The 12,708-nt window shown below is 67.2% G+C and carries 10 protein-coding genes; all 10 read right to left on the reverse strand.

Going from position 1 to position 12,708, the window contains the following annotated elements; all coding sequences use genetic code 11:
- Positions 1-7 precede the first annotated feature (7 nt).
- Positions 8-643 (reverse strand): NUDIX hydrolase, encoded by a 636-nt coding sequence (locus tag KIK15_RS18090; protein ID WP_307851957.1) that lies wholly within the window; start codon positions 641-643, stop codon positions 8-10.
- The gene (locus KIK15_RS18095) at positions 640-2,397 is read right to left on the reverse strand and encodes a CTP synthase (RefSeq protein ID WP_214246260.1); all 1,758 of its coding nucleotides are present in this window, start codon (positions 2,395-2,397) and stop codon (positions 640-642) included. Before KIK15_RS18095 ends, KIK15_RS18090 begins: the two co-directional genes overlap by 4 nt.
- A gap of 129 nt (positions 2,398-2,526) precedes the next feature.
- Complete coding sequence (locus KIK15_RS18100; protein WP_214246262.1) at positions 2,527-3,432, reverse strand: copper transporter; 906 nt, start codon at positions 3,430-3,432, stop codon at positions 2,527-2,529.
- Positions 3,433-3,435: 3 nt separating this feature from the next.
- Positions 3,436-4,617, reverse strand: coding sequence for a putative cytokinetic ring protein SteA (steA, locus tag KIK15_RS18105; protein WP_214246274.1), 1,182 nt, complete (start codon positions 4,615-4,617; stop codon positions 3,436-3,438).
- Positions 4,618-4,717: 100 nt separating this feature from the next.
- Positions 4,718-6,478, reverse strand: coding sequence for a DNA repair protein RecN (recN, locus tag KIK15_RS18110; protein WP_214246264.1), 1,761 nt, complete (start codon positions 6,476-6,478; stop codon positions 4,718-4,720).
- A gap of 10 nt (positions 6,479-6,488) precedes the next feature.
- On the reverse strand, positions 6,489-7,358 hold the full coding sequence (locus KIK15_RS18115; protein ID WP_374222878.1) for an NAD kinase: 870 nt from the start codon (positions 7,356-7,358) through the stop codon (positions 6,489-6,491).
- A 107-nt stretch (positions 7,359-7,465) separates the two neighbouring features.
- Positions 7,466-8,314 carry a TlyA family RNA methyltransferase gene (locus KIK15_RS18120; RefSeq protein ID WP_214246266.1) on the reverse strand — a complete coding sequence of 283 codons (849 nt, stop codon included), beginning with the start codon at positions 8,312-8,314 and terminating at the stop codon, positions 7,466-7,468.
- Positions 8,315-8,320: 6 nt separating this feature from the next.
- A complete protein-coding gene (locus KIK15_RS18125) occupies positions 8,321-8,650 on the reverse strand; it encodes a hypothetical protein (protein WP_250324931.1) in 330 nt (109 codons plus the stop codon).
- A gap of 7 nt (positions 8,651-8,657) precedes the next feature.
- The gene (locus KIK15_RS18130; RefSeq protein WP_214246268.1) at positions 8,658-10,856 is read right to left on the reverse strand and encodes an HAD-IIA family hydrolase; all 2,199 of its coding nucleotides are present in this window, start codon (positions 10,854-10,856) and stop codon (positions 8,658-8,660) included.
- A 180-nt stretch (positions 10,857-11,036) separates the two neighbouring features.
- On the reverse strand, positions 11,037-12,539 hold the full coding sequence (locus tag KIK15_RS18135; protein WP_214246270.1) for an NAD(P)/FAD-dependent oxidoreductase: 1,503 nt from the start codon (positions 12,537-12,539) through the stop codon (positions 11,037-11,039).
- Positions 12,540-12,708: the final 169 nt, after the last annotated feature.

The following is a 12,708-nucleotide window of genomic DNA, read 5'->3' on the forward strand; positions in this document are numbered from 1 at the left end:
GTTCAGCTCAGGTTCGTGGGGATCGGCGGTCGAAGGCCGTCGGCCGATCACGCCAGGGCGCGTCGGCCTCCCGCAACACGACGCCTCCCGACCGAGACTGGGTGTAGGCGAGGATGCCCGCGACGCTGGTCGCGTTGACGATCTCACCGGCGAAGATTCGCTGAACCGCATCCTGCGGCTCCAGCCACCCGATGCTCATGTCCGCTTCCTCGTCGTGAACCTGCGGGCGCGACACCGTGGTCAGGTCGGTGGCCACGAAGATGCGTAGCGCTTCATCGGTGAACCCGGGCGAGCTGGCGGTGTCGACCAGCGTGTGCCACCGACCCGCGATGACACCGACCTCTTCGCGCAGTTCGCGGGCGGCCGCATCCAGCGGGGTCTCGTCAGATCCTGAATCCATAAGTCCTGCAGGAAGTTCCACCAGTCGACGACCAACGGGATGGCGATACTGGGTGACCGTGGCGATACGGTCGCGATCATCGACTGCGACCACCGCCACCGCACCGTGGTGCTCGACCACCTCGCGTCGTGCCGAACGGCCCCCGGGCATCGTCACCTCATCGACGCGCAGCGCAAGAATGGCTCCGGCGTAGACGAGTTCGCTGGAGAGCACCTCGAAGTGATGCGCTCCCGAGTCGGTCACGCCGATGCCGCCTGCGCTGAGGAGCCCTCAGCCGCCGGCGGCGCCACCGAGTCGGCCTCGCCCTCGTCACCGTGCACATCGACCGGAAGGCGCTCGGCAGCCTTGTACCGCAGCGCCTCGTGCACCAGCGCGGCGAACAACGGGTGCGGTCGGGTGGGCCGACTCTTGAGCTCGGGATGAGCCTGGGTACCCACCAGGAACGGGTGGATTTCTCGGGGGTACTCCACGAACTCGACGAGGTGGCCATCGGGCGAGGTGCCCGAGAACCTCAGCCCGGTGCTGGCGATCTGCTCGCGATAGGCGTTGTTCACCTCGAACCGATGACGATGGCGTTCGGAGACCTCGGTCGCGCCGTATGCCCCCGCGACGATCGAACCACGTTCCAGCACAGCCGGATACGCGCCAAGCCGCATCGTGCCACCGAGATCAGCCTCGCCGGCGACGGCTTGCTCCTGATCAGCCATCGTCGAGATGACCGGATGCGTCGTGCCAGGGTCGAACTCGGTCGAACTCGCATCCTCGAGTCCGGCGGCGCGCGCAGCCTCGATCACGATGCACTGCAGGCCCAGACACAACCCCAGCAGTGGAACGCCGCGCGTACGCGCGTACCGCACCGCGCCCACCTTGCCCTCGATCCCGCGGATGCCGAATCCGCCGGGCACGACGATCGCGTCCACGTCACCGAGCATGCGCTGTGCACCGGCCTCGTCTGCGCACTCGTCGGACTGCACCCAGCGGATCTCGACCTTGGCCCGCGCAGCGAATCCACCGGCGCGGATCGCCTCGGTCACCGACAGGTACGCATCCGGCAGATCCACGTACTTGCCCACCAGCGCCACCGTGACGGTTTCGCGAGGCTCATGCACCCGCTTGAGCAGCTCGCCCCAGACGGTCCAGTCCACGTCGCGGAACGGCAACCCGAGCTTGCGCACCACGTAGGCGTCGAGCTGCTCGCGGTGCAGCACCTTGGGAATGTCGTAGATCGACGGGGCGTCGGGCGTCGAGATGACTCCCTCGACGTCGACGTCACACATCAACGCGATCTTGTTCTTCAGCGGCTCGGGGACGTCGCGATCGCAGCGCAGGATCAGCGCGTCCGGTGCTATGCCGATGTTGCGCAGCGCGGCCACCGAGTGCTGCGTCGGCTTGGTCTTCAGCTCACCCGAGGGCGCCAAGTAGGGCACCAGGGAGACGTGCAAGAAGAACACGTTGTCGCGGCCCACGTCGTGACGGACCTGACGAGCCGCCTCGATGAAGGGCTGCGACTCGATGTCGCCGACCGTGCCACCGATCTCGGTGATCACGACATCGGGCTCATGGCCATCGGCGTCGGGGGCACGCATGGCCAAGACGCGGCTCTTGATCTCGTCGGTGATGTGTGGGATCACCTGGACGGTGTCGCCGAGATACTCGCCTCGCCGCTCCTTGGCGATGACTGCCGAATACACTTGTCCGGTGGTCACATTCGCGGCCTGGGACAGATCGCGGTCCAGGAAGCGCTCGTAGTGGCCGACGTCGAGATCGGTCTCGGCCCCGTCTTCGGTGACGAACACCTCACCGTGCTGGAACGGGTTCATGGTGCCTGGATCCACGTTGAGATACGGGTCGAGCTTCTGCATGGTGACCCGAAGACCGCGGGCAGTGAGCAGCTGTCCCAGGCTCGACGCGGTCAGCCCCTTGCCGAGTGAGGACACCACCCCGCCGGTGACGAAGATGTGTTTGGTGCCCGAGGGCGCATGACGCAGTGGTCGCAAGGAGTCTCCCGTATGGCCGGAGTGGGATCGGTGGACCCACTCGCCTTCGGGACTTCACGGTAACACCCGGGTGCCGCCCCGGTCGTCACAACAGCCCCCGGGGGTGTCGACCCCCGAACCGCCGGTCCCTCAGGCGCCTGGGACGACCGCATCGGCTCCGGGCCCGCTGCCGTAGGCGCCGGGCTTGCCGGCGGCAGCATCGGCCAGAGCCAGCACCGCGGCCACCCGACCCTGCTCGGTGTCGATGTCGTCGACGGATGCGACGGTCGTGGCCAGACCCGGATCTGAACGGACCACCGCCACCGGCGAGCCACCCCGAGCCGAACCGGTCCGACCCAGCAGAACAGCACCCGAACTGCGCCCACCGACCGCAGCGGCCAAACGCGCGACCAAGGAACCACGTGCACCGGCGTCGCTGGCCAGTGCACCACCGGTGACCACCACAGCGAGCTGTCCGGGACGCACCGCGTTGTCGACGAAGTCGACGAACCCGGCCTGCCGCAGCGCCTGCAGCGCCGCGGCGACGTCTGGTGCTGCCGGCCCACTCTCGGTTCCCTTGCGCAACAACAAGGCACCGAGCAGATCGCCGAGCCGTCCGCCCGAATCGGTCAGCTCCGGGCGCAACGTGGTGCCGCCGGGGATGCTCTGATCGACGATGGAGGTGAGCTTCTCAGCGGAGGCGTCTGCCACCAGGTCGTCGGTCAGACCGAGCTGGCCGGCGAACTGCGCGCCGGACTGGTTGAGGATCGCCTTGACCGCTGCGACATCGGTCTGCGCCGCGTCCGGGGCGGTGAGGATCACCACGGACCGACCCGCGAGGACCCCCCGCACGACGCGCGGACCGATCGCAGAGATGAAGGCATCGCCGGCGTTGACTCGATCGTTGAGCGCGTCGCGCTCAGACCGGACCGAGGCGTCTGACCCGGACGAGTCGCGACCCCGATCGGCGAAAAAGCCTGCGCCCAGCACCAACCCGAGGGCCAGCGCCAAGAACACCGCGACCAGGGAGATGGCGTGGTGACGTAACGAGATCACGGGTTATCGGTTCCAGACGTCCTTGACCCATACGACGGCCCGATCCCAGTAGTTCACGATCCAGTCGACCGCCTCCCCACCGTTGTTGGACACGACGACCGCGACGATCATGGCAGCCAGTGCCGCCAGGATCAGCAATGCGATGGCGGCACCCGACACGCGGCTGCGGTACAGCGTCGCAACGGCTTTCGAGTCGACGAGCTTGGGACCGACCTTGAGCCGGGTGAGGAACGTCGACGGGTTGGACTCGCGGCGCGACCGGTCGAAGAAGTCGTCGAGTGAGGCCGAGGTGCCGACCGTGACGATCAGGGCGGCGTCGTGATGATCGGCCAGCAGCAGGGCCAGGTCGGTGGCCGACCCGGCGGCTGGGAAGGTCATCGCGCCGATCCCGAGATCCTGGATACGCTCCAGACCCACGGCATGCCCGTCCGGATCAGCCGGGAGTACCACCTGCGCACCACATTTCAGGGTGGCCGCTCGCATCAGGTCCGGGTCACCGACGATGAGGTCGGGACGGTAGCCGGCCTTCATCAAGGTGTCCGCACCGCCGTCGACCCCGACGAGGACCGGTGCGTATTCCTTGATGAACGGCTTGAGTCGTTTGAGGTCGGCTTCGTGGTCGGCCCCGTCGGACACCACCACGACATGCCGGTTGGACAGGTTGATGTCGACATCAGGAACCCCGACGCCGTCGATGAGCAGCGGAGATTCGCTACGGATGAACTCGATGGTGTTGCCGGAGAACGCTTCGAGGTGGTCGACCAACCCCGTTTTGGCGTCGATCATCATCGTGGCGATGTCGGTCTCGCTGAGCTCGGTCCCCTTGGCCAGCCGTCGCTCGCCGACGAAGATCTTGCCCTCATCGACCCGGATCTTGGCGCCGTCTTTGATCCGACGGAACACCTCGGGGCCGACATCGTCGATGAGGGTGATGCCGGCCGCCACCAACACCTCGGGCCCCAGATTGGGATAGCGACCCGAGATCGACGGCGCGGAGTTCACCACGGCGACGACATCGGCGGCCACCAACGCATCGGCGGTCACCCGGTCCAGATCGAGTTCGTCGAGGATCGCGATGTCGCCGGGGCCGACCCGCTCGAGCAGGCGCCGGGTGTTCTTGTCGATCCGGGCGATTCCACTGACCCCAGGCAGGGTGTCGGTGGAGCGGGACAGCAGTGCTGGCATCTTCATGGCGTTCATGATCGCCAGGAAGATCCGCGCAGACTCGGAGGCGCGCCGTAACTCAGGCCACTTTTGTCACACGAGCACCACGTGTTGCGGCCCGTTACGCGTCTTCTTTCTGCGCCTGGGCAGTGCTCAACAGTTCCTCGGCGTGGGCTCGACCGGTGTCGGAGTCCCCGAGCCCGGCCAACATGCGGGCCAACTCGGCGATACGCGCATCCCGGTCGAGTAGCGTGACCGTGCTCTTCACCGATTTCGCCGTCGTGCTCTTGCCGATCAGCAGATGGTGATCGGCGAAAGCCGCCACTTGCGGCAGGTGGGTCACCACGATGACCTGATGGCTGCGCGCCAGGATCGCCAGTCGCTTGCCGATCTCGACGGCCGCAGCTCCACCCACACCGGCGTCCACCTCGTCGAAGACCATCGTGGATCCACCGCCCGGTCCGGCGAGCACCACCTCCAACGCCAACATCACTCGCGAGAGCTCACCACCGGACGCCGACTTCGCGATCGGCATCGCCACCGCACCAGAGTGGGCGGCCAACGTGAACTCGACACGGTCGACGCCACCGGCACCGGCATGCAGGTACCGCCCACCGATCTGCAGGCGGCGTGGATCGTTGTCTCCTGACTCGTCGGGGGCGACCGTCACCCCCAGCGAGGCGTCCTTCATCGCCAGCCCGGCCAGCTCTTTGGTCACCTTCGTCGACAGGGTTGCCGCAGCTTTGGTCCGAGCCTCGGTGAGGGTCGCCGCAGCGGTCGCCACCGCCGCCGCCGCGTCGGCGGCCGCAGACTCGAGCGCCTCGATGGACACCGACGAGTCGTCGATCTCGGAGAGGCGTGCGCGCGCCTGGTCTCGCCAGGCGATCACGCCGTCGATGTCGGGGGCGTACTTGCGGATCAGATTCTTCAGCTCGGCCTGTCGCACCAGAACCTTTTCCAGCTCTGAGGCGTCGGCAGGCAGGTCGGCGAGAAAAGCGCCGAGTTCCTCGCCGATGTCGCTGACGACCGACAGCGCCTCACCCACCCGACCCAGCAGGCCCCGCAGGGTCGGCTCGGAACTCGACTCCAGCAGATTGCGCACCTGACCCAGGAGATCGAGCGCAGAGGCAGTTTCGCTGTCGAGTCCGCCGTCGGAGGCACCGTTGAGCGCCGCATGCGCTCCGGCTGCAACCGAGCGGACCGCTTCGAGATCGCCGAGACGGTTGACCGTCGCGGCGAGTTCGGCATCCTCGCCCGGAGCGGGATCGACAGCATCGATCTCGTCGAGGGCATAACGCAGCCGGTCGGCTTCCTGAGCGAGTTCGCGTGAGTTCTTGCGGCGCAGTTCCAGATGGTCGACCGCCGCGATCCACACCTCGCGGGCCGCCGAATAGGCGGCGAACGCCTTGGCGACGGACTTGCCGCCGAATCGGTCGAGGGCATCGCGCTGGTGATCGGACTGCACCAACCGCAGCTGATCGTTCTGACCGTGCACGGTCAGCAGGTTCGTCGTGAACTGGCCCAGCACCCCGACCGGTACCGATCGCCCGCCGAGATGGGCCCGGGATCGACCATCGGAGTTGACGGTGCGCGAGGCGATCACCGTGTCGTCGTCATCGCGCTGCGCGCCGGTGGAGTCGATGATCTCCAGCACCTCCCCGGCGGCGTCGGTCAGCCGGAACCGACCCTCCACCATCGCCCGGTCAGCTCCGGCGCGCACCCGATCGGCGTCTCCGCGCGCCCCGGCCAACAGGTGCAGGCTGGTGACGACCATGGTCTTGCCGGCGCCGGTCTCACCGGTGAGGACGGTGAAACCGTCGTGGAACTCGGCTGCGGCGTCCTCGATGACACCGAGGCCACTGATCGCGATCTCTTCCAGCATTCGAAGTCTCCTACCTGCCCCGCCAGCCCGTCACGGGCAGATTGAATTTCGTCACCAACCGGTCGGCAAACGGATCGGAATCGATCCGCACCCATCGCACCGGTTGACGGCCTCGCACCACCTCGACGCGGGCCCCGGCGGGCACCGACATCGACCGCCGACCATCGCAGTAGACCACCGCCTGCTGACCAGACCGTTCCACCTCGATGGCGATCACCGAGTTGGGGCTGGTGACCAGCGGGCGCGTGAACAACGCGTGCGCATTGCTCGGGACCACCAGGATCGCCTCGAGATCGGGCCACATCACCGGCCCGCCGGCGGAAAACGCGTAGGCGGTCGACCCGGTCGGCGACGACACCAGGATGCCGTCGGCACCGAAGGACGCCACCGGGCGACCGTCGACCTCGGTGACCATCTCCAACACGCCTTGATCCCGCGAGTTCTGCACGCTGGCCTCGTTGAGCGCCCAGCTGCGCGAGATCACCGCACCGTCGACGCTGATGGCGACGTCGAGCGTCATCCGTTCCTCGACCCGATAGTCACCCGCGACGAGCTGCGTGAGCACTTCGTCGACCCGGTTGGCCTCGGCCTCGGCGAGAAACCCGATGCGCCCGAGATTGATGCCGAGCACGGGCACGCCCACCGGATAGGCCAGTTCGGCGGCGCGCAAAAAGGTCCCGTCGCCACCGAGGACGATGACGATCTCACATCCGGCCGCCGACTCGTGGTCTCCTGCGGTCACCGCGACGTCGGCACCGATGTCGCGTAGTTGCGCCGGATCCACCGGGTGGATCGCTGTGGACGAATACCCACGGATGTCGTGCTCGACCACCCGCAGGCCGATCCCCGCCTCAGCGCAGTGCCGTGCGATCGAGGCCATCGTCTCGGTGACGATCTCACGACCGGTGTGGGCAACCACCAGAAATTCACGCCCAGCGCAAACCACTCCTGGATCCCGCGATGGGCCGATTCCAGATGGCGTCGCTGTCACTGGGGTCCTTTCTGGATTGCCTCGCTCATCGCCTGCAGGATCTCCTCATCGAGGGTGGTGTTCTCTGCATTGACGTCGACCGGTACCGGTTCGGTTCCGTCGTTGCGCAGCCACAGGAAGTATTCAACATTTCCCGACGGGCCCGGTAGCGGGCTGGCCACCGCCCCCACCGTGCTCAGCCCCAGGTGAGAGGCCTCCCGAGCCACCGCTGTCATCGCCTCGAGTCGCAGGGCCGGGTCGCGGACGACACCCCCGGCTCCCACGCGGTCCTTACCCACCTCGAACTGAGGCTTCACCATCGGCAGCAGGTCACCGCCGGGAGCGACACACGACGCCAGCGCCGGGAGTACCAGTCGCAACGAGATGAACGACAGATCCGCGACCACCAGATCGACCGGACCTCCGATCGCCTCGGCGGAGATGGAGCGGACATTGACCCGGTCGTGCACGTCGACCCGGTCGTCGGTGCGCAGCCGCCACACCATCTGCCCGTAGCCCACGTCGACTGCGACCACTCGAGCGGCGTTGCGCTGCAACAAGACATCGGTGAATCCCCCCGTGGAGGCGCCGGCGTCAAGGCAGCGACGACCCGACACGACCAGCCCACGCGGTTCGAACTCCTCAAGCGCGCCCAACAGCTTGTGGGCACCGCGTGACGCCCAAGTGTCGGCCACCGACTCGACGACCACGATCGGGGTGTCGCGCCCGACGTTGGTCGCGGGTTTGCTGGCCACGGTGCCATTCACCGACACCACTCCGCTGTCGACGAGTTCACGGGCCTGCTCACGGGATCGGGCCAGACCTCGACGCACCAGCTCGGCGTCGAGACGAGCGCGGGGCGCCATCAGTGCTCACACACGATCGAGTCGCTCGAGAGACGTGGTCAACACGTCGTGAGCCCGCTCGAGAAGATCAGCCTGGTGGTCGAGTCGGGCCAGGTCGGCAGGCACCCCGTCGGCGTCGGTGTCGGTGCTGGTGAACATCGACGTCGCCGGCCCGACCACGGAGCCAGATCCGGTGGTCGCCGCGCGCAGCTGATCGACCTGCTCGAGCAACGCCGCGACCTCGACCGCGATAACCGCCGGGTCGACCGACATCGGCCCGGCGGGCGCTGCGACACCGGGATGCGGGCGGGGCGGATGGGGAACCGGTCGCTGCGGTTGCTGCTGAGGCTCGTTCATCAGATCCTCACGCTAACGCAACGGTCAGACCTGCCGCGCGTAGCACGGCGGCGGCGTCGTGCGCCGGGGTGATCACCGTGATGTCTGCGTCGATGTCGGCAGCCCAGGCAGCATGGACCACGGCAGGCAACAGCGACATGCGCGCGGCCTCCGACAGCACCCCATCGGCGGTGGACGCCACCGAGATCTGCGACGCCTCGACCGTGACAGTCCAGGACGTCGACTCCCCGATCACCGACCAGGATGCAGGCGCGGTGAGGGCGGCCAGATCTGCTGACAGATGAGTGGGCCGTTGGTGCGCCGGAGCGGTGATCGCGTCGGCGACCGTCGAGACACCGGTGAGGACCAACAGACTGTCGGCGTCGATCGCGTTGGCGCCTGCGATGTCGGTGTCGAGACGGTCACCGATCACCAGCGGCCGCGTCGCGGCGCTGCGCTCGAGCGCGTCTCGCATCAGTGGCGGGGCCGGCTTGCCCGCGACCAGCGGGGTCTGACCGGTGGCGTTGGCGACGGCCGCCACCATCGATCCGTTGCCGATCATGAAGCCGCGTTCACCCGGCAACGTGGGATCGATGTTGCAGGCCACCCACAAAGCGCCGGCGTTGATGGCCAACACGGCCTCCGACAGCTGTGCCCACCCGGTGTCGGGTGAATGCCCCTGAACCACCGCGGCGGGACGGTCATCGGCGCTGCGGGTGACACCGATGCCCACCTCACGCAGCTCCTGTGCCAAACCGTCGGTCCCGACGACCAGTGCCCGCGAACCCGGTTCGAGGTGGTCGGCCAACAGTTTTGCCGCGCTCTGCGCACTGGTCACCACCTGCCGGGCGGTCGCGGCGAATCCGAGATCGGTGAGGTGCTCGGCAACCGCGTCAGCGCGCCTGCTGGCGTTGTTGGTGACGAAGTAGGACTCGGTGGACACCGCGGCAAGCGTAGGCACCGCACCATCGATGGCCCGGTGCCCGGCGAACAGGGTGCCGTCGAGGTCGAACAACAAGGCGTCGTACTGCGATGCCAGCTGATCTGATGCCAGCTGATCTGATGCCACTGGGTCTGTCGCCACTGGGTCCGATGCCCGAGCTTCCGGTGACGTCGGCGACGCACTCTCCTGCGGCGCCTCAGTGGCAGCAGACTCAGTGGCAGCAGACTCGACGGCAGGTGACTCAAGGGCAGCAGACTCGGTGACGGGTACATCCGGAACCAGAGGTGCATCCCGAACAGGAGGTGCATCGGTTGCGGGAACGCCCGGTGCGGGCGTGTCGACCGCGTCGAGGCCGGCATCCGCGGCGGGTGCAGGTTCCGGATCAGACCAGTCCTCGCCGATGTCACTCATGGCCTCAGCGAATCCCTCGGGGTCGGTGAGCTCCATCAGCTTGAGCTCGGCGTCGGTCACGTCATCGGTGTCGGCCGCGGCCGCATTCATGAACCAGGTGACAGCCTCGTCGCGACGTCCGGCTGCGTGCAGCGCTGTGCCGTAGGCGTAGAAGAGCCGTGCGGGGGCGGTTCCACGAAGGGCCGGATCCAGACCGGCACCCTGCAACGTGACGACCGCTTTGTCGAACTCCCCCATGTCGATTCGTGCGCCTGACTCCACGATCCGCATCTCGGTCGCTTCGTCGCCGGTCAACCCGCGCCCTTCTTCGCTACGCGCGATGTCGATGGCACGCTCGGGACGACCCAGTCCGCGTTCACAGTCGGCGATGAGTGGCAGCAGGGTGATGTTGCCACTCATCCTGCGCGCGGTGCGCAGCTCCGACAGTGCCTCGGTCCAGTCGCCCACGTTGTACGCCGCGATGCCGACTGCCTCGCGGACCACGCCCACCCGACTGGCGCGCCCGCGCGCCGCCCGCGCGTGCTCCAGCGCCAAGGGAGGATCCTCGTCGAGCAAGCGCGCGGCCATTATCAGGTGTCGAGCCACCGCATCCGCGTTCTGGCGGTCCAACGTGCGTAGGTCCCGGCGAATCTCGGGATCGAGATCCTGCGGGACCACGTCATCAGGCAGCGCCGGTTCGGGTGCGCGGGTCGACCCGCCGCGCCGCTGGTCGCGATCCCGATCTCGATCCCGTGGACGCTGGTCCCGATTCCCTGTTCCGCCGCGGCCGCTGCGATCGTCGCGTCCCGTCCGCCCAGCGTTGCGGTCACCGGTGGATCGCCGTGCACCTCGATCATCGGAGGCTCGGGGGCCGCGGTGGTCACGCTCGGTCATGGCAATCCTGTCTCGACGATCCGCGCGAGTCGGATCCACACTCTGAAGTTGGGCCCTGCCAGCATATCGACACCACGGGCCACCGATTCACCACATCACAGTGGAACCAGACACCGGGCATCGAACTGCGGGCCTCAGACTGCGGGCGTCGAGAGTTCGGCGTCGGGCGTTGGACGCAGGTCAGGCCTGACCGATCTCGTCGGCGACGATCTTCGCCGACATCATGACCAACGGCAGTCCGCCACCGGGGTGGGAGGAACCACCGACCAGGAACAGCCCATCGAACGGGCTCCGATTGGCCGGGCGCAGGAATGCCGCACGCGAACCATTCGATGACGGCCCGTAGATCGAACCACCGAGACTGGCCGTACGGACGGCGAGATCGGCGGGGGTGCGGATCTCTTTCCAGAGCAGACGGTCCCGCACCTCGAGGCCACGCTGCGCCATCAACTCCAGAATCGTTGCGGCATAGTTCTCGGCGACCCCCTCCGCCGTCCAGTCGAATCCACGATGTGACGGCTCAGCGACATCGACCTGCGTGGGGGCGTTGACAAGCACGAACCACGCCTCGTGATCGTCGTCGGGTCGCAGCGCGGGATCGTCTGGGGCGCTGATGTAGATGGTGGGATCGGTGCACGGCACCGGATCGCGGGCGAACAGCTCGTCGAACTCACGGTCGTAATCCGAGGGGAACAGCACCGTGTGATGACGCAGGCCCGGAGTGCGCCCGCGCAAGGCCAACAGCAGCACGAAACCGGAGAACGACGGGGTCACCCGAGACATCACCGCTCGCTGCGAACGTGTCTCACTCTCGGGAAGCAGGTCTCGGTAAAGATTCCGCGAGTCGCCTGCGTACACCACTACATCGGCCTCCACACGTTCGCCGCCGGCCAACACGACTCCGTGAACCCCACCATCGGCGACCAGAATGCGAGACACGCGTGACCTGGTGGTGATGTCCACCCCGTGTTCGACTGCACGCGCCGCGATCGAATCACCGAGGCGCCGTAGCCCACCGGTCACGTACCAACCGCGGTACTCGTGTTCGACGAAAGCCACGGTGCCCAGTGCTGCGGGGGCCTGTCGCGGATCGGATCCGGTGTAGGTCGCATACCGGTCGAGGAACACCCGTTGATGCCAGTCGCGAAGATACGACTTCCCCAGACCGCGCAGGGTCTGCCAGGGCGCCACCGTGCGAACGTCCTGCGGCGACATCGCCAGGCGAAGCAGCGTCTTCACACCGGCCAGCGGAGACTCCAGGAACGGACCCCTCGTCACTTCCCAGAGACGCGCGGTGCGCTCATGCAGGGCTTGCCAGTCCTGCGCTGCCGACGGCCCCAACAGTTGGCCCCATGCTCGTGCGACAGCGGCCGGCCCCTCGTTGGGGAGATCGAACTCGACGCCATCGGCAAACCGGTAGTGGCACAGCGGATCGAGCGGAACGAGGTCTGCCACCTCATCGAGCGGAGCTCCGGTGGCCGCGAAGAAGTCGCGGAACACCTCCGGCAGGGTGACCAGGCTGGGACCGGTGTCGAAGGTGAAACCGTCACGGGAAAACGTACCGAGTTTTCCTCCCACGGTGTCGGACTGCTCGAACACCTGGACCCAATGTCCGGCCGCGCCCAGCCGAGCTGCAACAGCCAGCGCAGCAACACCGCCACCGACGACTACCACGCGACTCATGCCATCAAACCTACCTATCGGCGCGCGGCATCATTGTCTACGTACACATGCTTGAGGCCCCCACACTGATCGTGTGGGGGCCTCAAGGGAAGGTGTGTTCGGCGGTGTCCTACTCTCCCACACTGATTAGGGTGCAGTACCATCGGCGCTGGAGGGCTTAGCTTCCGGG

It is taken from the genome of Williamsia sp. CHRR-6, assembly GCF_018474015.1.
Lineage (GTDB): Bacteria > Actinomycetota > Actinomycetes > Mycobacteriales > Mycobacteriaceae > Williamsia_A.

Bases quoted from the DNA above. Each gene is read 5' to 3' on its own strand.
- KIK15_RS18125 (WP_250324931.1), bottom strand. From the start codon at position 8,650: ATGAACGAGCCTCAGCAGCAACCGCAGCGACCGGTTCCCCATCCGCCC.
- KIK15_RS18120 (WP_214246266.1), bottom strand. From the start codon at position 8,314: ATGGCGCCCCGCGCTCGTCTCGACGCCGAGCTGGTGCGTCGAGGTCTG.
- KIK15_RS18135 (WP_214246270.1), bottom strand. From the start codon at position 12,539: ATGAGTCGCGTGGTAGTCGTCGGTGGCGGTGTTGCTGCGCTGGCTGTT.
- KIK15_RS18130 (WP_214246268.1), bottom strand. From the start codon at position 10,856: ATGACCGAGCGTGACCACCGCGGCCCCCGAGCCTCCGATGATCGAGGT.
- KIK15_RS18115 (WP_374222878.1), bottom strand. From the start codon at position 7,358: ATGGCCTCGATCGCACGGCACTGCGCTGAGGCGGGGATCGGCCTGCGG.
- steA (WP_214246274.1), bottom strand. From the start codon at position 4,617: ATGCCAGCACTGCTGTCCCGCTCCACCGACACCCTGCCTGGGGTCAGT.
- recN (WP_214246264.1), bottom strand. From the start codon at position 6,478: ATGCTGGAAGAGATCGCGATCAGTGGCCTCGGTGTCATCGAGGACGCC.